The sequence below is a fragment of the Sporocytophaga myxococcoides genome, assembly GCF_000775915.1.
Lineage (GTDB): Bacteria > Bacteroidota > Bacteroidia > Cytophagales > Cytophagaceae > Sporocytophaga > Sporocytophaga myxococcoides_A.
In genome coordinates this window covers 1-23,287 of the sequence record NZ_BBLT01000005.1, presented here as the reverse complement: position 1 = coordinate 23,287, position 23,287 = coordinate 1, and the positions used below count along the sequence as shown (strand labels likewise).

Genomic DNA, 23,287 nt, shown 5'->3' with positions numbered 1-23,287 from the left:
CTTTTAAGCAACAAAAAAACTGTCGTCAGGTTTAAAATTATCTAACTCAAAATGTGTGAAACATCTTCTGATAGGATTGTTGGTAATGGTCTGGGAGCTTTTTTTATCTCCTGGAAACTTATCCGGACAACAGCTATCCCAGGATTCTCTCATTAAACTTATAGATCAGGCACCATCTTTCACAATTTTCAGAGAAAATTATTTTATTACCGGAGTACCCTATAATGAAAAACCATCCAGATACAACTCTGATATCAAGTTTCAAATAAGCTTTAAGCAAAGACTTACTAAAACTGTCCTTCCATTGAATACCTATCTTTATCTTATCTATACTCAAAAAACCTTCTGGGAGGTATACAGGAAATCGAGTCCCTTTAGAGACTCAAACTATAACCCGGGATTCGGCTTAGGAAAGTTTCTTTTTAAGAATAACATTCAGTATGCTCTGGTATCCCTGACTGCAGAGCATGAATCAAATGGCAAAGACAGTATTTATTCCAGGAGCTGGAACTTCATTTCCTTAAGTTATATGATGTTCTTTAAAAACAAAAGATTCTTAATAAGAGCATGGTATCCCTTTGGATACGAAGACAATGCAAGTCTTCTCGATTATATTGGTTATGGAGAACTGAATTTTTTCTGGGATTTAAGACAACAAAGGTTAAAACTTAATATCACAGCCAGAAAAGGAGCATCAATGGATTTAAAAGGAAGTATTCAAATAGGTCTGTTTTACAGGTTATTTAATTTTTCCAATCAATATTTATATCTTCAGATATATGAAGGATATGCAGAAAATCTTCTTTACTATAATGACCTAACCAGTAAAATCAGGCTCGGATGGGCAATCACTCCAGCTAAGTTAATTATTGACTGAAAGCCTCCATTCCACATTATTATTTTTGAAGTCAATCCAGAAGCAATACCAGCTTTCCTTTAAATAGAAAATCTTACTTAGTGACCACAAATGAATTATGATAAAGTCTACCCTGAACTATTGTCTCAAGCAAATAGACTCCTGCATCCAAAGATGATACATCTAATAAAAATTTGCCTTCATTGTATTTTGTAAGTAATATGTCAATGTTGCGTCCTAAAACATTTCTTAGTTTAAAATACGGAGACTCTGACTTTAACATTTCTGATTCAATCATTATATAAGAAGCTGTCGGGTTGGGAAATAATAGCAGGTCTTGGTTTGAACCTTGATTTGCATTCCCTAACACCAATGGATCAGTAATTGAAATAGTAAATGAGGCCTCTATACTTTCATTGCCATTAGTCGCCTGAACTCTTATCACATCAGACTTAGTAATATTGTGATCGTATGGATTTACAACAAACAGCTGATCCCCTATGATTATTAAATTTAGATTGTTATCTGCCAGACTAAAATCAGCTTTCAGTAAATTGGATGACAATGTGCCCAGCAATCCAACAGCGTATCCTTCGATACTATAATTGCTGAGAGAAATAAAATATGTCTCTTCCTGAACAGTAATAGCATTGAGAACACCAACAGACAAAGAATCTCCAGCATTTACTTTAATATTAATTATTCCGGAAGCATCAGGAGACACACTATTCCAAATCAGGAATGAAGCTTTATCAGCAGAGTAAAACTGTCTTTTGAGATTATTCTGAACAGCAACATCAACCAGACAAGACGTACAATTGGCAGTATACTTTCCGTTTGATAGTGTTTTAACCGTGTATTTTTTAGATGCATTAAGGCCTGATAGCTGAATTACTCCAGCCTCTGTTATTCTTGAACTTAGGAAGTTCTTTAATACAACGTCTGGCACAACACCTGAATTATCTCCTGCAATTCTTCCTTCTGTAGTTCCTGAGCTATAGGTAAAACCTTCCGTAGCGGACTTAAAAACAGTTATGTTTACTGTCGATATTGTTTTACCATCTTTACAAATTAATGGTTTGGAATTTGTAAACTTTGTAGCGCTGGAATTTGCAAACCTTAGCAGGTTAAACAAATTACCATTGGTTGAATAAGTTTGCATTAAACCAGTTGCCGTATGGACCAAATGTATCTGTACAATCTTATCATCATAGAATGTCTCAGGAACATCTGTAAATGTGACGGTAAATGTTTCATCATAGTATCCCACAGAATTTGATGCACGAACAATGACCTTTATTTCTTTATTAATTTCATAATCATAAGGGATCACCAAAACCAGTATGCTATCATTCTGAATAATAAAATTCGGATTGTTCAAAACTGAATAAGTAGCCTTAGGAAAAGCATTATCTTCAAGCTTCCCTACAATCCCGGTTGTATTTTCTTCAAAAACTTTGTTTCCGGTTAGAAGGATATTATTGGCAGTACGAGGAATATTGTTTTCAGGAATAAAGATACTTTTTAAAGGAGTCCAGCTGGAGGCCTCAGAATTACTTTCATATCTAACCTGATAATAATATTTATTTCCAGGAATAGCTTTCTTGTCAATAAAAGAAGTAATCGGAGCTCCGGAATAAATATCAGTAAATTCTCCCCCCTCTCTCTTTCTCCGAATTCTTACAGTTTTTTCATTGGTGGCAAAATCATCCCAGCTCAGATTGACATAGATACCGTCAAGCATCACTTTGAAATTAATAGGTTCTGCAGGAGGTTGAGCTATGTCTGTCCGTCTTATCTGATCCATATAATTGTATATATTTCCTAAAGGAGGAAATGATACAGGATCCGGATAAAGGGAATTATTGGGGAAATCTGGCTGCAGCCCTTGTTGAGTTCCACCATTATAAATGTAGTTCCAGATATTATGACTTGAACCTGAAAAAATTGTCACTCTGGTATCAGCCTCTCTGCCAGGCTGAGTAACAGCTGAAGTATAATTAGATGTGGCGTTTCCTCTTGCATCATCATACCGGGTCATAGCCCAGAGAGCTGTTTTATTAAGTTCTCCCCAGCTTGGACATACACTTGCATTTACTCTTGGAGCCAATGCGATGATACCGGCAACCGGAATCTTGCCATCCACTTCAACCCTCATGAGGACATCCGGAGCGCCATTGGAGATACCTGTAGTAAATATTCTATTCCTATCTATTCGCGAATCATTATAAATATTTTCATTCAGCCATTTAAATGTTTCGCTCCTTGTAATCGGGTCCCAGCTATTCTTTGCAATAGGACAGACAATTATATAATTAAATTCCTTTTTATTATAAACATCCTTCATGGGACCAAATGACCAAATCTTTGCTGAGGTTCCTGTTTCTCCTGCCATTTCACCAAGGCCTCCAAACTGAACTATAACTGGCCATTTTAACTCGGGATTGGTATAATATTTTTCAGGGTAATACACTCCCATATAAATTAGATTGCTGGTTCCATAATTAATCACCTTCAATCTCAGGTTGGTTGAATCATTATAGCCACTATATCCGGCTCTTGCAGGAATGGCAGCTACAGAAATAGAAAAAGTTTTCTTATAGATATTAATCCCGTCATTTGCCTCAATGATGATACTATAAGATGACTTTCTTTTATATGTAAAAACTTCACGACCAAAAAGAGAATCATTGCGTATCGTAAAGCTATTGTTATCCGTTCCTCCCGCTGCTAAGGCAAAAGTATGTTTATCATTTGGATCGGAGTCTGTTGCTGTTAGTTTTCCGATAAAAATACCAGGAAAATTAAGTTCTGTAACACTTGTTGAGCTTAGTGTAATATTGGTAGGTGCAGCATTAATTTTTTGGGGAAATAAAACCACTATATTACAACTACCATTAAACCTAAAACAGATAAAAAAAATAAAGATTAAAATGAATTTTAAAATACTAATTTCTTTACTCATAAAGTTTAAAAGTTATTTTTTGAAAATCATATCAAGGAGATTACTTATTGCATGACACACCTTTCTAAGATAGACAGAATAACAAGAATTATATGCAGCTCATATGCAAAATAATTCTATAAGAAAATTGGTATGAGACCATATTTTCTTTAAAAATATATTTATTTATAAGACTAACTAAATTCAGACACCTTGCTAAATCACGCCAATAAATCATTTAATTAATTATTTATTTATTTATTTCAATACTCCCCCTCTTCCCAGCAAATACCACTTACCATCTTTCAGAAACTTAGATTGCCCGTTTTCCTCTTTGAATTCCTCGTATTCAGGCTTCACAAGGACTTTGCCTGTATTATCCAACACTCCCCATTTGCTGCCCTTTCTGGCAACTACCATGTTGTTTGTGGCAGAAATTAATTCGTCATACTTATACTCAGGTTCATTTTTCAATGAAGCATTGAACAGACCAAATGCTTTGCCTGAGTTTACCGCGAACAATGTTCCTCCAAGTGGTAATATTTTAATTGCTTTGGCAGGTAGTAATTCTTCGCCCTTTTCATTGATAAGACCAAACTTTTGTTTTTGTCCGAATATCGCGGGCCATTCAGCCAATAGAGGATTTTCTTTTTTATTACTCAGGTAGTCAAACACAGGCTCTGTTATTGCCTCACCACTTGTTTTATATAATCCATATTTTTCGTTCTTTTTCACTTTGAATACAGGAGCTGCATAAATTACAAAATCGTAAACCGGTGCGAGCACTTCTTTTCCTGAATGGTCATAAACACCAGTTAAGCCATTCTGAGTTACTTTAAAAATAAGCCTGACAGAACAATAGTCAAATTCAACACTTTCAAATTTTGCAGGAACTATGCTCTTTCCTTTAGTATCAACAATACCCCATTTACCATTCTGTTTTACTTTAAAAAATCCACGATACAGTTCGCTTGCTTCATCAAATTCACCCGGGAATGATTGAGTTTTAGATGGGATATTAAAAAAAGAGACTTTGCCATCTTTATAGACTCTGGTAAAAGAAACAGTATCAGAGACATTTATTGAATCAAAACCAGTCTCAAGCATCTTTACTAATTGAGAATTATACAAGTAGAATTTATCTTTCTGGGCAATTGCAAAGTAGTCGTAGGATAAATTTCTTTGAACCTTTGCGTATTGTGGTTTTTGAATAAACTTGCCGGCAAAGTCTATTACTCCATATAAACCACCTGACTTCACTACTGCCTTCCTGTTCCTAAAAGGATATGCTTCTTCAAAAGCAGGAACAATATAAACCTTTCCCAATCTGTTAGAATAGCCCCATTTCCCCCCAGCCTTCACTGGGATATATCCTTCTCCCAATTCTCCTATCTTTTCATAGCTGAGCGGTAATACTTCTTTTCCTGTAATTGAAGTAAGTCCATACATTCCTCCTTTTTTCACTACAAGCAAGTCCTCATCCAATGAATAAATGGTATCATATTCAGCCTGAAGAAGAATTTTTCCTAACTCACTGAATAATCCCCAGTGATTGTTTTGTTTATAAAGAATGGTGTGTTGTGCTATCTTTTTAACTTTGGAAATTTGTGCAGGAATAAGATAACCGCAATTCACATGGTTAATAACTCCAAACAACTCTGATTGCTGAACCAATGAAGCATTTTCCGATAGTATCTGAGCAACCTTAAACTGAGGTTTGCAGATAGTATTACCTCTTTCTTCATTGACCAATCCCCATAAGTTATCCTTTTTCACCCAGCTCAATTCTGTATCTGCAATAGGATTAATTTCAGCATATTGGAAATCAATTAATACTTTTCCTCTTTCATCTACAAGTCCCCACAAACTACCTTTTTTAGCCCATGCTTTACCGTTTCTGAAATTGGACATCATTTCATATTGCGGAGGAATCAATACATTACCATCACAATCAATTACTCCGTAAACAAGGCCTTTCATGACAATAGCCTTATTATCCCGGAATGGTGAAACCTTAGTATAGATAGGCGTTATTCTCCATTCACCAAAAAGAGTAACATAACCATATTGTTTGTTTTCACTTTTCCTGGGAATAAGATCTTCTGGACAATTGCTCCCCTTTTGGGCCATAGCCGAATTTAAAGCTATAGAAGCAAAAAGGAGAAGTACTATTTTATTCAGCATATTCATATAATATTTATTTACCGCGCTTTACTTGTATAAGGATTATCCTTTATCCTAAAGCGCCAGGGTTTAAGAGCATATTCTTTAGCATAAGCCACTCCCACTCTCGGGCTGGCAATTATCTCATTGTTTTTAACAATCACACCTCTGTCTTCTACCCAGATTTCATTACCAGACAAATCAGTTTCGTTATGATTGGCAGAAATCCCTAAAGCTACCGACAATGCCCCCGGACCAGCAGTGAGCTCAGGTTGCAATTTAGTTTTTTTACGACGTTCAAGCATTGCATCAAGACCTTCCGAAGGCTCCAGTGCCCTTATAAGCACAGCATGAGGGATATCAGTCTTATTTGTAATAATATTGAACAAATAATGAATTCCGTAGCACATATAAACATATGCAATACCTCCCTCTTTGTAAAACGGCTCTGTTCTTTTGGTTTTCCTGTTGCCATATGCATGAGAAGCCTTATCTTCAGCGCCAAGATATGCTTCAGTTTCCACAATCATACCTGAAGTAAGTCTTCCGTCTATAAAGGTTACCAGGTACTTACCAAGCAGTTCCTTGCTGATTGTAATTACATCTTCCCTTGTATAAAAAGCTTTGGTCAACTTCATTATTTAACCGGGAAAAATAGATAGGCGACAGCAATAGCTGCAATAACCCCAAAGAGATCGGCAATCAATCCTGCAGGAATTGCATATCGGGTTTTCTTTATTCCAACCGATCCGAAATAAACTGCAACAATGAAGAAGGTAGTATCTGCAGCTCCCTGAAAGATACAGGCTAATCTTCCAGCAAAAGAATCCGCTTTCCCATTTGCCATAGCGTCAAGCATCATAGCTCTGGCACCACTTCCACTTAGTGGTTTCATCAAAGCTGTTGGCAATGCAGGCACCCAACTGGTATCAAGACCAGTCAATCCTACTATATAAGTTAATCCACTTTCCAGATACCCCATAGCACCACTCGCTCTGAATACAGCTATTCCAACAAGTATACCTACCAGATACGGAATAATTCTGACCACAACATCGAAGCCTTCTTTGGCACCTTCAATGAAAGCTTCGAATACATTGATCTTCCTTTTAAATCCATGAAATATAAATGTAGCGATGATCAGAAACAGAATGAAATTGCTGACCAGGGAAGATACAGGTCCTATCCTGTCCTGAGGCAAAGAGGTAAAATACCAGATTATGCCAGCAATTATTGCGAACAATCCTCCTAAATATGCCATTACAACTTTATCAAACAAATTGATTTTCTGATAAATGGCTACTGTAATCAGACCTGCAAGAGTACTGCAAAAGGTGGCAATCAGTATCGGTATAAATACATCGGAAGGATCAGCTGCCCCTGCCTGATAACGAAAGGCCATGATAGAAACAGGTATCAGCGTAAGTCCGGAAGTATTGAGTACAAGAAACATTATCTGAGGATTAAATGCTGTATCTTTATTAGGGTTCAGTTCCTGCATAGACTCCATAGCTTTTAAACCTATTGGAGTAGCGGCATTGTCAAGACCCAGCATGTTGGCGCTGAAGTTCATCATAATAAGACCTACTGAAGGATGATCTTTGGGAAGATCCGGAAACAACTTGTGAAAAAATGGGCCAATCAATTTTGCGAGAATATTAATCATACCAGACTTTTCCGCAATTTTCATCAACCCCATCCAAAGAGTAAGAACTCCTATTAATGCAAATGATATGTCCACAACCGAACTTTTAGCCATATCAAAAGCTGCTTTCATAATTTCCGGAAAAATTTCCAGACCTCCGTATTGAGGATAGCCAAAATAATACAGGCCTAACCTTACTATCGCAATCACAAATGAGATCAGAAAAAATGCTATCCAGATGTAGTTTAGAACCATTAATTTTTAAAGTTAAAAGCTGAAAGCTTAAAGTTAAAAGTTATTTTAGTTTTTACTTTCGAAAATCTAAAATATGAACTTTTTGCTTATACTTAAAGTGTAAGGTTAAATTGAAACTGAAAGAAACTCCTCTTGTTCTTTTTCTAACTGGAATTATCCGTTATTCTGATAAAAACAAAAGGGAAAAAGTTGAAAACAATCAACTCTTTCCCTTTTAACTTTAAGCTTTAAGCTTTCAACATTAAGCTAGTCTTATACTTCTCTCACTTTCCCAGACTTCAAACTTATCAAGCTCATCTTTAAATCCATCCATCAACCAAAGTATGACAGCAATATCATCTACGGCGCCTAACAAAGGAATTTTATCTGAAATAAAATCAATGTCAAAATAGAAATAAGAGAAAACCAATCCTACCTGTATGAGGAGAAAAGGGGAAACATTTCTATATTCTCCTTTTAAAACAGCTTTTAACATTCTCTTTGCGAGACTAGCTTCACGACTAATTACCTCAAACTTAAACCTTTTGGCTTCCGGATCATAAAATTTATCCACTACTTCTTTTAAAGCATCTGCATGTGCGCCTTTAGTAAAAGAAGTTCCAAAAGAAATAAGTTTTTTTATCCATTCCGTCTTGATTTGATCAAGATCAATAGGTCCCTTATCTCCGTTGCTTCCAAATCCTTTCATACCCTGACTTTTTTTAGTAAAACATAAGTCGGAGATTACTTAGTTCTGATTTTAATACATATACTCCCAGGCGGTTTTATAAGCTCCTATTGACTCTGCATAGTCAAGAAATCCCCTGTAAAAAGAGTGTCCTGAAAGCGTACCACTTTCCCCTACCACTACCAGCTTCTTTTTTGCTCTTGTCATAGCTACATTCATCCTCCGTATATCATTTAAGAAACCTATTTCCCCTCTGGAGTTTGATCTAACCAGGCTTATATACACAATATCTCTTTCCTGACCCTGAAAACCATCTACCGTATTGATCGAAATCTGCTTTTTAAAACTATCTTCCAATTCTGCAGCTGCGATTAACTCCTTCAGGAAATTTACCTGAGCTTTATAAGGTGATATCAAAGCTATTTTCAGCTTTTCATCCATCATAACCTGCTGACCTATTTTTTCAACCAGAGCAGCAAAATGTTTTAATAACAACTGAGCTTCTTCCGGATTTAAAGTACTGGAAGTTTCTGTTTCTAATTTTTCCTCAAAACCACAACCAGCAGTATCTACAAATTCCACAGGAATTGTAAAATCAGGATCACCATTCAAAAGTCTGTCTTTTACTGAAGGATGAGCTATTAGTTTATCATAGTAAAATTGTACAGAAGAGAACTTCATTATTTTCTCATTCATTCTGTACTGAGTATCCAACATTACATCAGCCTTTTGGCGCTGAATACACTTTTCAAACAGAGTTACTGAAAGACCTTTTTTTGCGGCTTCTATAGATTTGACTGTAGGAGGCAACTGGCAATGGTCACCTGCAAAAACTACCCTGTCAGCTTTGGTAATAGGAATCCAGGTAGCCGGTTCCAGTGCCTGTGCGGCCTCGTCAATGAATACAGTTTCAAATGCTCTGTCTTTTAACAAATAAGAAGCGGCACCTACAAGTGTGCAGGTAAATACACGAGCCCTGCTTAAAATATCCTGAGTAATATAATTCTCTATAGCCTCTGCTTCTTGTTGCAGTTTTCTTGACTCGTCCAGGATAATTCTTCTCTGATTTCTTTCTTCCTTTCCAAAATTCCGTTTATACTTCAAGGCCATATTTCTGAACTCAATGGCACGTTTTTTCAATTCCTTTATTTGCTTAAAGTCTTTATGATTGGAAATCTGCACATCCAACGTATGTGCCAAAAGAGACTCACTCACTCTGGAAGGATGTCCGAGTCTGACAACCTTAACACCCTTTTCATCCAGCTTTTCAGTAAGTAAATCTACAGCAGTATTACTGGGGGCACAAACAAGCACCTGTTCTTCTTCTGATAGCACCTGTTTGATGGCCTCTACAAGTGTAGTTGTTTTCCCCGTTCCCGGAGGTCCGTGTATGATGGCAACATCCTTTGCAAAAAAAACATTTTCTATAGCCTTCTTTTGCGAATCATTTAATGAAGGATTAAGACTAAGTGTTTTTCTCTCCCTGAAGTCAGCCTTTTCCTTCCCTAATAACACCTCTCTCAGTTGAGCAAGCCTGTTATGCTTGGCTTTGATTACCCTTTGCAGGGTACTTTCCATTTCTTTGTAACTGGTTTCGTCAAACAATAAGTCTAATCCTAGCTTTCCGCGATCAAACCAGTCAGGAAGCTCATCTACAAAAAGAGTAAGTTTGATATTATCGGGTCGGACAGAAGTAACCACTCCTGCAAGTTTGCTTTCGGGTTCTTCATCCTGATTATTGGTAAATACAGCGGCCACCCGACCTGATTGAAACTGATGGGAAATTTCTTTAAAAGAGGGCCTTTCAATCTCAAGAATAAGTCTGTCACCTACACCATAATAAGATTCCTTTACTACTATCGGGTACCAGGTTAATCCTTGTGCTCGTCTCTCAGGGATGGAAGCATTCAGCATCTTTGAATCATATAGTTTCCTATCCTCATCCTGCTCCACCTTCAATATATCCAGTAGCTCTTCTAGCTCTTCTCTGGAATCTTTTTCTGACATTAATTTATTCTGATAAATAAAGTGATTACAAATAGACTAATAACTTAAGACAATTAAATTCTCTATAAGTTCCTAATAATTCTGATATCTTTTGCTGAATTTAGGGCAAGGAATTGTCCTTCCTCTTTTCTTAATTTTCCTTTTATCATAAGGAATCTCCCATTCATAGATCAGAGAAATCTCATGAGCACCATAGCTATTACCCAGGGAAAGTTTTGAAACAGGAAGATCAAAGCTGTAAGCGAAGCTTATTCCATTAAAATGAATTCCTGCCATTAGAATAAAAGACTCGTTATTGAGTAATCCGGAAGCATAATTTTTAACAGGAATTCCTCTGTACCAAAGACCGAACATTACAGGATCATAAGTCAGATATGCACCAAGATCAAGCTGATCGAATGCCCCCTGGGATTTATAGTTGAAAGTTGGGGTAAAACTTCTCTCTGGTATGTATCTGGTTCCATTCCACTTTTTCAGAAAAAACTTATATCCGGAATGTATAGAAAATTTTACAGGAAGCTTAACATCCGGTAATCCAGTTACAGACTGATTGGGTCTGTTAAGATGAAATCCTGCAAGCCCAAGCCAGAAATGGTCATCATAAAATAAGCCACCTGCGGAGACATCCAGAAAGTTCAGCCTCGACCCTGTAAAGGCATCTGCTGAGGCTCCGCCTGTCATACCACTGTTATCCAGCTGATCACCGAATACATAGCTTGCATAGTCAATTGTCCTGTTTGTGTATCCCAATTGAATTCCAGGCCTGAAAGTCCAGCGGCTACTGAGCCATACTTCATAGGAATAAAATAGGTTAATATCAGTAGAAACTAGCGCACCATTATTCCCCTGCTTGTCTCTTTTCACCATCAGGCCCACACCACTTCTGTAAGATTCAATGTTGTGATCAAGAGAAGCTGCATAAGTAATAAAAGAAGCTCCGGTACCCGGCCATTGATTTCTATAATTTAGAATAGCCCTGGTATTTTCAGCAGTGCCAGCAAAAGCAGGATTTAAATATAAAGGAGCATTATAATACTGGGAAAACTGAGGATCCTGAGCAAATGAGGAATTTGCAATGAACAAACTCCCAAGTATTATAAAAAAGTAAAAGCTTTTAAACATAGAAGTACTGCAAAAGTATAAAAATTAACGAAACCTGAGCAGTAACTGATATTAGAATTCTATATTTAAAAGCTTTTTTTATGATTTGGAATAAATTAATGATGATGCCCACCCGGACCATGCACATGTCCGTGATCAAGTTCTTCAGATGTAGCATCTCTAACTTCCACAACTTTTCCCTGAAATTCAAGATTCAATCCGGCAAGAGGATGATTAAAATCTATAGTTAGCTCGTTTTGATTTACGGCTAAAACTTTACCTCTCAGAAAATTACCATCTGCATCCGACATAGGCACAAAAGTACCGACCTGGAATTTAGATTCATCAAAATCCCCATCGATTTTAAATATTTCTTTGGAAAGGTTAACAACTGCCTCCTCTTCAAAATCTCCGTAAGCTTCGTCTGAAGAGATCACGAACTTAAACTCTGATCCACTTGAAAGACCATCCAGCTCTTCTTCAAACTTTTCAGGTAATCCACTGCTACCGAAAAGGAAAACCATTGGCTCCTGAGCGTTTACTTTTTCAGAAACTTCCACTTTACCTTCCCGGTCTTTTGCCTGAAGATCGTAGGCTACTGCTACTACTTTGTTTTTTTCAATTTTCATTATTTTGACTTTCTATAAAATACCGAAGCAATAATTATAAATTCTGAAACACCTCATTAGTTAATTATGTATATAAAGAGAAAAATGTGGTGTAAGGTTTAAGAATAGTTGTGAATAAATTTATTCATTCCCATGCAGATTAAATAAATTTCATGACAAAAAAGAATTAAGTTTGATTTATTTTAAATGAAGGCCAAGTGATTACCTGGACAATTGAAGAAAAACACCTGATTCTCAAATATAATTGGAAAATTTCCAGAAGTGAATCAGTTACCAAGAATAATTTTTTTGTACATATTTCGGATGGTCCTCATTCTGGATCAGGAGAAGTCGCTCCTAATATAAGATATGGAGAAACGCCCCAACTGGTTAAAGATCAATTTGATTTTTTCTTAAAAAATGGAGCATCCGCGATTAAAAGTTTGGATGATTTACAAAATTTATTAAATTTCACACAAATTTGTAATTCTTTGAGATTTGGGATTGAATCAGCTTACATCCACTTTCTCAGTAAAATACAAAATTTACCTGTATATTCATTTCTCGGGTTAGACGAACCCAAGAACATTTTTACAGCATACACGCTTCCGATAATGCAAATTGGTGAAATTCAATCATTTTATAAACATCACCAATTAGAGAGATTTAAATATCTTAAGTTGAAGATAAACTCAGAAAACGGATTCGACCTTTTAAAAGAGGTACGTAAGCTTTCTGCTCAATCAATCATGATTGATGCAAATGAGAGCTGGCAGAATGTTGAAGAACTTATAAAATTTCTTGAAAAAATAAAAAAAGATAATATTGTCTTTGTGGAACAACCTCTTCCGTATAACTTTGAGGAGGAGTATAAATATCTTAAGCAAAATAGTACTTTAGACATTTATGCGGACGAATCTATAACTGACAAAGCCGATTTCAGCAATTTATCTGAACAGTTTCATGGAATAAACATGAAGTTGATGAAATCTGGCGGTTATCTTAATGGCATTAGACTTTTGAAAGATGCAAAAAAACATGGTTTAAAAACCATGATTGGCTGTATGATAGAAACAAGTTTGGGTATTTCATCAGCCATGAACCTTTGCAGCCTGACAGATTATAATGATCTTGATGGTTTTTTTATAATTGATAATGAACCATTTAATCTATTAACAGAAAAAAAAGGACAGCTTTTTTATAGTAAAACTTAAATTTTTAGGTAGGTATGGCCAAAACCAAATCAAAAGAAACAAAAAAAAGCAGTAAACCTGCAGCTAAAAAATCTAAAGAAACAACTCAAAAGGCGGCTAAAAAGTCAGCAGTAAAAAAAGTAGTTTCAAAGAAAGCTGTGGCGAAAAAAAACGTAGCGAAAAAAGCTTCTGTGAATAAAGCTGTAGCCAAAAAGTCTGTTGTGAAAGCTGTTGGTAAAAAAACGGCGGCTAAAAAAACCGTTTTAAAAGCAGTGGCTAAAAAAACCGTAACAGCAAAAAAAGCAGTTGTTAATAAGACTGTACCACCAAAGGCAGCAGCAAAAAAAACAGCTGACAAAAAAGTGGAAGTTAAAAAAACTACAAAACCTGCAAACAAAGCTACCGCAGTTTCAAAAAGCAAAGCGCCAAAACCTAATACTAATAAAGAAGTTAAAGTTACAAAGTCTGCAGAGAAAAAAGTAGTAAGCAAAACTGCAGTTCCTGCAAAAAAAGTTGAGACAGCAATTAAATCAACTACTAAAAAAACTGAGGTCAAAGCGCCTGTTCCAGCGGAGCCTGCAAAAACAGCTCCTAAGCCGGAAATTAAAAAAGAGCCTTTGATTCCAAGAAAACCAGACATCTACATTCCTCATTTGGAAGACAATTTTGATACTTCCAATAGGGCAATTCCAGATATAGATTTGAACTCTGATAAAAAAATAGAACTTAAAAAAGAGTTGCTTAACAAGTGCATTGAAATGCAAAGCAACATCGTGCAGACAGCCAAAAAAGCTATGGATGATGCACAGGAGAGTGCCAATGAAGAAGAAGGGGCTTCCGGAGAAGAAAGATTTGAAGGTTTCAGGGAGACTATGCAAATCACAAGAGATATGTATGCCAGACAGCTGCAGGAAGGTATTAACAGCCTTTCTCTGCTAAAAAGAATTTTCCTTAATCCACAGGAAAGCATAGGGCTTGGATCTGTTGTTTACACAGAACTTCAAAACTATTTTATAAGTGTCAGCCTGGGAGAAACCAAACTAGCAGAAAAAAACAGTTTCATTGCCATTTCCACTATGACTCCGCTTTACCACGCTATGGCTGGTAAAAAGAAAGGAGATAAATTTGTTTTCAGAGATAAAGAATATACAATTCTTGAAACGTTTTAAAGTTGAAAGTAAAAAGTATAAAGCTCAAAGTATAAAAAATAAAAGTCTCTTTAAATATTAAAGAGACTTTTATTTTCAGTTTAAAACTTTAAACTTTCTACTTTTAACTTATTTCGTTGCTGAAGCATTCTGCTCAAAAGCATTTTTTATCTCTTCAAATCCAACCTGTGCTTCAAATTTGGTAATCATCTCTAATTTTTCATCAAACAGATATAAAGATGGATACCCGATAGCATCAAATTGACGATAAAAATCATCCTTTGCATCATGAAGTACAGTTATCTGAGGAAACTGAGCAAGCTTGTACAGATTATGAAATTGTTTCACCTGTTCAAGGCTATTGGGACTTATCATTAAAATTTCAACATTCTGAAAATAATTAATGTTGTTCAAAATCTCAGTTGTTTCCTCCTGGCATAAATCACACAAAGGATTAAAATAGACAATCATTATTTTCTTGTTTTGAGGAATATCTTTATTAGTATATTTTTTCCCATCAAGTCTTACATAATTGATTTCCGGTATTTTATTTCCTCCTGTATTCTCTTTTACTGTCAATTCTGCTTTGGTTTCTATGTCATTTCCCATACTTAAGCTTGTCAAGCCAACCAACAAAAAGCAGATTATATATTTAATTTTCACTCCCATATCATTTATCAAGTTACCCAAAAATATAACATAGCCATTTCAAAGGTTGTTATCATCACCTTTAAAACTTCAACAAAGACAAGGGTTTTGAGGTTGTTTAGATAAAACCAAAGATGAAGAGGCGAAAAATCACAATATTTTTACTGATTATTTTTTCCTTGATAACAACCTCCGGGTACCTGGTTGGATGCGATGAAAGTAAAAATCCGGTATATCCTGGCAGAAAGCTATCGGGAAAAGCTCCTTTGTCTCTTGATACGACAGTTATTACAACACCTGGAATAGGCTATTCCAAAGGTAATGTCTATAAGTTTTTCTTTGGAGAACATTACAGAAAGATCTGGGCTATGCCGGTTGAAGTTCCTATCATTGATCTTGAAAATACTCACGGGGGACTTGTATTTTCCAAAGCAGGTGGAAATATGCAGACTATTAGTATCCGATTAAAAAGTGCGGAGGGCAAAAGATTTGTTCTGAGAGGTATAGATAAAGACCCCGTCAAAATCTTACCTAAGCTAATGAGGATTCATCCGATAAAAGGATTGGTACAGGACCAGATATCTGCCTTGAACCCTTACGCGCCACTTGCCATTCCCAGCCTTGCCAATGCCGCAGGTATCTTTCATACAAATCCAATTTTGGTATATGTTCCGGATGAAAAAGATACAGAAGCTTTTCTGGATGGTCTAAAGGGAAAACTTGCCACGCTTGAAGAATTTCCGGATAAAGAATGGGCCAATACTGAGCAATTCGGATTTGCATCTGATATCATTTCCACAGAAGATATGCTGAGAAAAAGATTCAAACAACAAAGTGTTAAAATTGATGCAAAAGCTTATGCAAGATGCCGCCTCTTTGATCTGCTGGTCGGAGACTGGGACAGACATTCAGATCAATGGAAATGGGCTCTCTTCGAAGATAGTTCAGGAATGACTTTTAAACCCATTCCAAGAGACAGAGACATGGCTTTTTTTCAGTTTAATGATGGTTTAATTGTAAAACTGGCTGTCGCAATCAATTCGAAACTGCAATCATATGACTATGACATTCAAAGTATAAAAGGCATGGGAAAAAACAGCAGGTATTTAGACAGGCTAGTACTCCCCGAACTTACAGAAGAAGAATGGAATCTACTTATCAGGGATCTACAGACACATATTACTGACTCTGTAATAGAAAACGCTCTAAAAGACTGGCCACAACCTGTATTCAATCAAATAGGTCCATCAACGATTGATAAACTCAAATACAGGAGAGATCATCTTTCAAAAACAGGAATCGAATTTTATAAATTGATTCAGAAAGAACCCATTATCGCAGGAACGGATAAACAAGATAACTTTAAAATAGTAAGGCAAAAAAACACTACAACAGTTTCGGTATATGATAATGATGAAAAAAAACTATTATATAATAGAGTATTTGACAATCACCTTACCAATAAAATAACTCTGTATGGTCTAAGGGGGGAAGATGAATTTATAATAGAGGGCAAAGCTGGCAAAGGCATCCTTTTAAATATATACGGAGGAGAATCCTTTGATAAAATCATAGACCAATCTGAACTGAAGGGCATTGTAAAGAAAACAAGAGTTTACGAATATGGACCTAATCGTTATGAAGGTACGACAGAACTAGAGGTATTCGGCAACGATCCTTTGCACCATTATTTTGAAAAGTCAGGCAGACGAGAATAGTTTTATAACTAAAGAGAGCAATATGCATTATTTCCGCAGGAATACTCTCTTTTCATAAATGACGTCCTAAAATAAATGAGGCAACACATTCTTCATCCCTTTAAGTTACTGTCCTTGTAACACTTATCATAATTGAAGGTAGTATTTTATTCCGACAACAGAGTAACCGAAAGGATATTCAACACCCTGTTAATAAAGTGTAAGAAAATTCAGATTAACATTCCAATAATAATTCACCTTACCAACTAAAACTATGTTCAAAGTAAAAACTACACACAAAGTCTCTTTCAATGAAATGAAAAGACTTGGTGATATTATAAATGGTACTGAAGCTAAAACTGAAGAGTTACTATACACAAAACCAGAAAAACTAATAGGGAGAAAAGGATATGATCCTGACTTCCTTGAAGATTGGACAATAGATCTTCCCAAAGCAACAGGAATCAAGGCAAATGACATGTTAAAATTAAAAGATATTGATGATGTAGAGTTGAAATATACTCACTTCTCGATCATTATGTCCCGCTCTCGTAAAATGTCAATGATCACCGGTGTTAATATCGATGGTAATCAATCGCAGAAAATCGGACGTTCTGACAAATGGTATCTTGATAGCAGAATTGAAACAAATCAGCAATTTGGAAACGAGCTTTACCAAAACAACAGGTTTGACAGAGGACATATGGTCAGAAGAGAAGATCCTGTATGGGGAGATGACGCAGCGACCGCAAACCTGGACACTTTTCATTATACCAATGCATGCCCACAGATTGACGTATTTAACCAACACACATGGCTGGGTCTGGAAAATTATATTCTTCAAAATGCCAGAGTGTATCAGATGAAAGTTTCCGTATTTACTGGTCCTTTTTTTACCAACAACGATATCGCCTATAAGAATGCAAGAATACCAGGGGCTTATTGGAAAGTAATAGCATTCCTCAAAGAAGACGGTACGCCTTCTGCCACTGCTTATAAGATAAGCCAGGAAAATGAGCTATCTGATATGGAGTTTATTTATGGCCCTTACAAAACCTATCAAATCAGTATCAGAGAAGTGATGATGGATACTAATATTGATTTTGAAGCATTGGAACAATATGACGGGTTTTCCCAACATGAGATAATGTCCTCCCTAAGTAATTTTAAGAGAGAGATCAGAAATTTCAATGATATCATGTTGTAAGCTAAAAATTAAAAGCTTCAAGCATTAATTCATTACTTCCACTGTAAACAAAAAAGGAGGATATAATTGCCTCCTTTCTTTTAGACGTTATAATCAACTTTTCCAAAGTCCCTACGCTCGCTAAAAGCGTCATAACTTGGCCTTACCATTAGTCGATTGTTCACTTGACAATATGATAGGTTTATAATACAAGCACTTATCAGCTTTTAAAATCCCTCAGCTGACTCAACGGGAATTCTCTTTTATCTTTGTTTTTTACATTAAACTTTAACCCTGAGTGTTACTAAAAAATTTCTACCCGGAGCACTTATTCCGGAAGCAAATATTCTATAATTCCTGTCAAGTAAGTTTTCCACAGATACCTGTAACTGAATGTACCTGCTTACATCAACGGCTGTTCTGAGATTCAGAGTATACCATGAGGGCATTCCGTCTGCAGTGGCCTGAGCAATATTGTCTTCTCCTGCTAAGTTATAATTTTTTAATCTTTTCCATCCATTATACAATACAAAAAACTCCCCTCTGAATCTTTTCACTTTAACACTTACCGAACTCCTACCAAACACTGGAGGAATATGATCAAGAGGATAATCTAATGAATCCGTTTTAATTCTTCCATAGGTATAATTAAATGTATTGGCTAACCCTATATTTTTAGTAACCTCTGCATGTAATGTTATATTTCCACCATATATATAAGCTTTTCCTGCATTAGCGCTTGTTTGTACCCTGCTTAATTTACCATCATACAGAATAGAATCCTGACCGTTATACTTGCCAAATTTAGTTGTAATAGCATTGGTATACCAGGTATAATAAGCTGTACCTTCAAGATGAATTCGATCGAAAAATGATTTTGCTATACTTAATTCTCCGTTGTAAGTATACTCAGGTTTCAAATGTGGATTTGGGACTATGACATTACCGGGAACAGATTCAAATACTTTACTTAGATCATCTACATTGGGAGAGCGGAATCCTGTTGAACCAAACACTGAGAATCTCCATGATTTCTCAGGAAGAAATACAAGTCCGATATTTCCATTTAAAGCTCCATTGGTTTGTTTGATATCTGAATAAGGGAAAGGGAAAAAAGTTTTCTCTCCGAAGTTAGCTTTCAACTCTACATTACTGTATCTGATACCTTCAGAAAGTATAAGTTTTTTATTGAGTTCAATGCTGTGAGTAAGATATCCTGCAATAGTTCTCATAAAGGAACCGCCACTCGGGTATCTTGTATCAAGTGGAGTTCTTATACCTGTGACTACATTCTGACCATATGCAGAAGATCCAACTTTATTATAATTCACATCCAAACCATATCGCAATTCATTCTTCTTTAAAACCTTTTCCAAATCTATATTTAAAGAATAGATGCTCAGTTTTTCTATCCTGCTGTTTCTAACTTCTCTGTTAAATCTCCTGTCATAACGGCTTTCTTCTATATCCTGATAAGCATTTACGATTCTGGCTTTATCATAAAAAACTGTTTTCTCATTTAAATCAAGATGATAAGATGCCAGTAATCTTTTTTGTGGGCCGTAAAACCATTCTGCATAAGCAGGCTTGCCACTAAACTGAGCTAACCTGTCATAACGTGGAATATCCGAGCTAGTGGAATATTGAAAATTTAAAGTATGTTTGACTCTTGATGAAGGAGAGAACAATATCTTTTGTAAAAAATCATATTGCTTGTAACCTGACTGCTTTTGAATATTTGAATTACTATTATATAAAACTGAATCCTTCCCTCCTATCCTTTCTACATAAAAGTTCCTTTTACCAAAATCATTGTATGCTGCTCTTCTGTTTGCACCTTGCCTTAAATCATCAAAATCAGAATATGTAAAACTTGTAAATGAAGCAATTTTATTAAACCCTATATTTAAATCTAGATGTCCTGTTTTCTCTGAATTAGCAGATGAATATCTGGAATAGGCATTAGCACTGACAAATGTTTTGCCTTTGCCTCCTGACAGAACAGGTCTTTTGGTATAGAAACTCATAACGCCTCCTAAGGCATCACTACCGTAAATGACAGATCCAGGTCCGAACAACAGCTCTGTTCTTTCCAGAACGCTGTTATCAAGTGTGATTACATTTTGTAAATGACCTCCTCTATATACAGCGTTATTCATTCTTATACCATCCACAACCATTAACACCTTATTTGCTTCAAATCCTCTCATAACAGGGCTTCCTCCTCCCATCTGGCTCCTTTGTACAAATACGTTTCCCGTATTCTGGAGAACATCTGCAGTGGTTTCCTGACTTGCAAACTGCATTTCACCAGAGTTTATAATCTGAATCTGCCTTGGAATATCTTTTCTCCTCTCTTCAAACTTACTACCTGAAACAACAATTCCGTCCATAAGGCCGGATTCTTCAGATAAAAACACCTTAAAGCCTGACTCATCCAATTTCTTTAAAGTGGTAATATATGGTTTATATCCTACCAGTTGAAACCGGATACTATCAGAAAGTTCAAACTGGGAAATATCTGCCTGACCTTTAGAATTAGAGGTTGTATAAAACTGCTTTTGAAGATCACTTATAAAAACGCCTTCAAGTGGTGTCTGACTGATCTGATCTGTAATAGTTACTTTCTGAGCATTTATTCCTGAATTAATCATGAAAAAAAATACAGCAAAACCTAACCCTTTATTGATATTTCTTTTTAAAAAGATCATTGTTGAATTTTTAAGAGATTATTAGAATAAAAAGAATGAAAAATGAGTATTCAAATATTGCCCATATCTTTATAGGCATATATATATTAAGTGAACCTATTGATTAGTACTAAGTAAATGCACTTCAAACATTAACTTTTGAAGTGCCTATGATTAATTTTACTAAAGGATTTATTTCTTAATAACTATTACAGATTCAGAACTTCCCTCCTTATATTTAACTGTAACTGCATAAACCCCTGCAGAGAAATTTTTTTCCGGAATTGGTCTAAGCCAGCAAAACATCATAATAGTTTGCCGAAGAATCTCTCATCATGGAAATCCAGAGAGGATCTTTCCTGTAGGCTCGCAATGTTGCTTTAGGTACCTTTCGGGAATTTCCATAAGCGCCCTGAGCTGGACACTACAGGAGCTTACAGATATAACCAAAAAGAATAAAGCAGGAACCATCCCCTAGTTTTTTCTTTTCATAGCATTTTGTTTTAAGTTTTTAAAAAATTACCACACGAAAGTCATAGCCTAAAATTAGGTTTCTTGCCGACCAAACTTTGTAACCTTTGTTACACTGTATTTTCCAACAATTACATAATATTGATTAACAACAATTTAAAATGCTAAAAAAATGATCAGTCCTGGGAAATTCTATTTTACAATTGTTTAAATAAGGAAAAGCTGAACATGGGTGTTAGAACTTAAACCAGAACTTTTATGACTAAAAATAAATACCTCGGAATTTAAAGTTGCGGAGGCAAAATAAAACAATAGTGAAACATTATTCACTAATTTTTCTGAGGGATTTTACAAATCAACAATTGAGAAAAACAAGTAAGATACAATACATTAATGAACGTATAAAAATAAAATCTCAATAAATTTTCATCTTAACATTTTAATAAAATATGTGGCTTATGGTAAATTTAAATATATTAATAATCTGATTAAGGCTGTACTTTATCCTGATAGGTTAAAAAAGAAGGAACAATAAAATTACTTAAATTAGATAAACAAAGAAAGCATACCCAGCAGTATGCTTTCTTTGTTTGGTTTAAATATATTTTATCGAATCTTATGATTAACTATTAACATCCGTTTTATTCAGCATATGTTCATAATGCTTTGTAATATAATTACTGATAGAATCGTAATAGACTTCAAGCTCCATTTCATCCAGATCTATGATTACCTCTTCATTGTTTAACATTAGCAATTGAATCTTTTTAATGACTCCTTGTTCATCTTTAACCAATGATAAATGAAGTACCTCTTTCAGTTTCACAGATCCTGCCTTCTTGTTGTTTCTGAATTCAATTGAATCATTGGTAAGCTTTAAGAAGTCATTATAGTTGTTGATACCGGAAGCAATTTTTTCTACAACAGGAGCTATAATACATACTGCAGCCCATAGAAAGAATCTAATTTGGTTTATTTCATACTTATAATAAATAAACCCAAAAATAGCAGGAATAAATAAATAGATAAATAGCTGTGTTTTTAACTTATTCCTTCTGTTCCTGAAAACGATCTTGCTATTTACTTCCTTGATTTTTATCGGAAACAAAAACTCCTCCCAGATAATCAATACCATAATAATCACCGCAATGCCCACCAGAATCATTCCCGGATACACATTACTATTGCTTAATTCAAGAAACGGCACATCGAATATCTGATGTGACAAAAAGGTGGAGAAAATAAATATTAGTAACAGAAGACCAATACTAAATTCTTTCGGATATGTCGGACGGATTAATTTTCGCATAATGATTAGAATTTAAATTTTAATGCACTTCACTTATCATTAATGAAATCAGGGAATTAAGTTATCCCTTTAAAAATACGACTTTCTACCCTCAAATATACCAGAAGGAATATTTCCTTCTTCAAAACAGATTCGGACTGACTTAAAAATATTTAGCAGAATCTATTTCAATTTCAGAAAAAATAAAAGCTAGGTTGATTATGTTTTATACTGGTTTTTAAAGTGGATTGGATATAACAATTTTAACTGAAGGAAAGAACAGGAAATACCCGTAGAGACGCCATGCATGGCGTCTCTAACATTCGATTTCACCAGGCCTATCCAAATTCCAATTTTGTAAATACGTTTTTCACTTTCTATTAATGTAGGTTCAATTGAAATAATGTACTGTTATTGCTGAGGGAGACGCCAGCCTCTCAAACGTTCGATTTCAACAGAACGATCAGAATCCCAATTTTGTAAGTACGTTTTCCCCTTTCGATTAATGTAGCTTCAATTGAAATAATGTACTGTTATTGCTGAGGGAGACGCCAGCATGGTATCTCAAACATTTGATTTCAACAGGTCTATCCTAATCCCAATTTTGTAAATACATTTTTCCATTTCAATTAATGCAGCTTCATTTGAAATAATGTGCTGTTATTGCTGAGGGAGACGCCAGCATGGCCCCTCAAACGTTCGATTTCAACAGGCCTATAT

Annotated in this window: 16 protein-coding genes; 5 read left to right on the top strand and 11 right to left on the bottom strand. The window is 35.5% G+C overall.

The features are described 5' to 3' along the window. The first annotated feature begins 55 nt into the window (after window positions 1–55). Window positions 56–877, top strand: a complete 822-nt coding sequence (locus MYP_RS12725; protein ID WP_156140563.1) for a phospholipase A — start codon at window positions 56–58, stop codon at window positions 875–877. Window positions 878–950: 73 nt separating this feature from the next. Here MYP_RS12725 and MYP_RS12720 read toward each other — a convergent pair whose 3' ends face one another. From MYP_RS12720 to MYP_RS12685, 8 genes are all read right to left on the bottom strand, one after another. Continuing rightward, a complete protein-coding gene (locus MYP_RS12720) occupies window positions 951–3,821 on the bottom strand; it encodes a T9SS type A sorting domain-containing protein (RefSeq protein ID WP_045464050.1) in 2,871 nt (956 codons plus the stop codon). Window positions 3,822–4,058: 237 nt separating this feature from the next. Beyond that, on the bottom strand, window positions 4,059–5,984 hold the full coding sequence (locus MYP_RS12715; RefSeq protein ID WP_197060074.1) for a WG repeat-containing protein: 1,926 nt from the start codon (window positions 5,982–5,984) through the stop codon (window positions 4,059–4,061). A gap of 17 nt (window positions 5,985–6,001) precedes the next feature. After that, on the bottom strand, window positions 6,002–6,601 hold the full coding sequence (locus tag MYP_RS12710) for a DNA-3-methyladenine glycosylase (protein ID WP_045464045.1): 600 nt from the start codon (window positions 6,599–6,601) through the stop codon (window positions 6,002–6,004). Further along, entirely contained in the window at window positions 6,601–7,863 is a 1,263-nt protein-coding gene (locus MYP_RS12705) for a nucleoside recognition domain-containing protein (protein ID WP_045464041.1), read from the bottom strand. The genes MYP_RS12710 and MYP_RS12705 overlap by 1 nt, the downstream gene beginning before the upstream one ends. Window positions 7,864–8,104: 241 nt before the next feature. Next, on the bottom strand, window positions 8,105–8,551 hold the full coding sequence (locus MYP_RS25055; protein ID WP_052430168.1) for a YkvA family protein: 447 nt from the start codon (window positions 8,549–8,551) through the stop codon (window positions 8,105–8,107). Between the two features lie 51 nt (window positions 8,552–8,602). Continuing rightward, complete coding sequence (locus tag MYP_RS12695; protein WP_045464038.1) at window positions 8,603–10,537, bottom strand: AAA domain-containing protein; 1,935 nt, start codon at window positions 10,535–10,537, stop codon at window positions 8,603–8,605. Between the two features lie 72 nt (window positions 10,538–10,609). Then, entirely contained in the window at window positions 10,610–11,659 is a 1,050-nt protein-coding gene (locus MYP_RS12690) for a PorP/SprF family type IX secretion system membrane protein (RefSeq protein ID WP_045464036.1), read from the bottom strand. Window positions 11,660–11,754: 95 nt separating this feature from the next. Continuing rightward, window positions 11,755–12,267, bottom strand: coding sequence for an FKBP-type peptidyl-prolyl cis-trans isomerase (locus MYP_RS12685; RefSeq protein ID WP_045464032.1), 513 nt, complete (start codon window positions 12,265–12,267; stop codon window positions 11,755–11,757). A 422-nt stretch (window positions 12,268–12,689) separates the two neighbouring features. On the opposite strand from MYP_RS12685, the gene MYP_RS12680 reads away from it, so the two are divergent. Beyond that, on the top strand, window positions 12,690–13,460 hold the full coding sequence (locus MYP_RS12680) for an enolase C-terminal domain-like protein (protein WP_156140561.1): 771 nt from the start codon (window positions 12,690–12,692) through the stop codon (window positions 13,458–13,460). Between the two features lie 14 nt (window positions 13,461–13,474). Beyond that, window positions 13,475–14,608, top strand: coding sequence for a hypothetical protein (locus tag MYP_RS26575; protein WP_045464026.1), 1,134 nt, complete (start codon window positions 13,475–13,477; stop codon window positions 14,606–14,608). Window positions 14,609–14,716: 108 nt separating this feature from the next. Here the strand turns inward: MYP_RS26575 and MYP_RS12670 are convergent, their stop codons facing one another. Continuing rightward, window positions 14,717–15,196, bottom strand: coding sequence for a peroxiredoxin family protein (locus MYP_RS12670; RefSeq protein ID WP_197060073.1), 480 nt, complete (start codon window positions 15,194–15,196; stop codon window positions 14,717–14,719). Between the two features lie 173 nt (window positions 15,197–15,369). Here MYP_RS12670 and MYP_RS12665 point away from each other — a divergent pair, with 173 nt between their 5' ends. Then, on the top strand, window positions 15,370–16,953 hold the full coding sequence (locus tag MYP_RS12665; RefSeq protein WP_052430167.1) for a hypothetical protein: 1,584 nt from the start codon (window positions 15,370–15,372) through the stop codon (window positions 16,951–16,953). A 253-nt stretch (window positions 16,954–17,206) separates the two neighbouring features. Then, window positions 17,207–18,139 (top strand): DNA/RNA non-specific endonuclease, encoded by a 933-nt coding sequence (locus MYP_RS12660; protein ID WP_052430166.1) that lies wholly within the window; start codon window positions 17,207–17,209, stop codon window positions 18,137–18,139. Between the two features lie 260 nt (window positions 18,140–18,399). Here MYP_RS12660 and MYP_RS12655 read toward each other — a convergent pair whose 3' ends face one another. Both MYP_RS12655 and MYP_RS12650 read right to left on the bottom strand, forming a co-directional pair. Continuing rightward, window positions 18,400–20,829 carry a TonB-dependent receptor gene (locus MYP_RS12655; protein WP_052430165.1) on the bottom strand — a complete coding sequence of 810 codons (2,430 nt, stop codon included), beginning with the start codon at window positions 20,827–20,829 and terminating at the stop codon, window positions 18,400–18,402. A gap of 1,072 nt (window positions 20,830–21,901) precedes the next feature. Next, window positions 21,902–22,588, bottom strand: coding sequence for a hypothetical protein (locus MYP_RS12650; RefSeq protein ID WP_045464021.1), 687 nt, complete (start codon window positions 22,586–22,588; stop codon window positions 21,902–21,904). Window positions 22,589–23,287 lie beyond the last annotated feature (699 nt).

Coding starts and splice junctions, on each gene's coding strand:
- MYP_RS12705 (WP_045464041.1), bottom strand. CDS start 7,863: ATGGTTCTAAACTACATCTGGATAGCATTTTTTCTGATCTCATTTGTG.
- MYP_RS25055 (WP_052430168.1), bottom strand. CDS start 8,551: ATGAAAGGATTTGGAAGCAACGGAGATAAGGGACCTATTGATCTTGAT.
- MYP_RS12710 (WP_045464045.1), bottom strand. CDS start 6,601: ATGAAGTTGACCAAAGCTTTTTATACAAGGGAAGATGTAATTACAATC.
- MYP_RS12715 (WP_197060074.1), bottom strand. CDS start 5,984: ATGCTGAATAAAATAGTACTTCTCCTTTTTGCTTCTATAGCTTTAAAT.
- MYP_RS12660 (WP_052430166.1), top strand. CDS start 17,207: ATGTTCAAAGTAAAAACTACACACAAAGTCTCTTTCAATGAAATGAAA.
- MYP_RS12650 (WP_045464021.1), bottom strand. CDS start 22,588: ATGCGAAAATTAATCCGTCCGACATATCCGAAAGAATTTAGTATTGGT.
- MYP_RS12695 (WP_045464038.1), bottom strand. CDS start 10,537: ATGTCAGAAAAAGATTCCAGAGAAGAGCTAGAAGAGCTACTGGATATA.
- MYP_RS12690 (WP_045464036.1), bottom strand. CDS start 11,659: ATGTTTAAAAGCTTTTACTTTTTTATAATACTTGGGAGTTTGTTCATT.
- MYP_RS12670 (WP_197060073.1), bottom strand. CDS start 15,196: ATGGGAAATGACATAGAAACCAAAGCAGAATTGACAGTAAAAGAGAAT.
- MYP_RS12720 (WP_045464050.1), bottom strand. CDS start 3,821: ATGAGTAAAGAAATTAGTATTTTAAAATTCATTTTAATCTTTATTTTT.
- MYP_RS12685 (WP_045464032.1), bottom strand. CDS start 12,267: ATGAAAATTGAAAAAAACAAAGTAGTAGCAGTAGCCTACGATCTTCAG.
- MYP_RS12665 (WP_052430167.1), top strand. CDS start 15,370: ATGAAGAGGCGAAAAATCACAATATTTTTACTGATTATTTTTTCCTTG.
- MYP_RS12655 (WP_052430165.1), bottom strand. CDS start 20,829: ATGATCTTTTTAAAAAGAAATATCAATAAAGGGTTAGGTTTTGCTGTA.
- MYP_RS26575 (WP_045464026.1), top strand. CDS start 13,475: ATGGCCAAAACCAAATCAAAAGAAACAAAAAAAAGCAGTAAACCTGCA.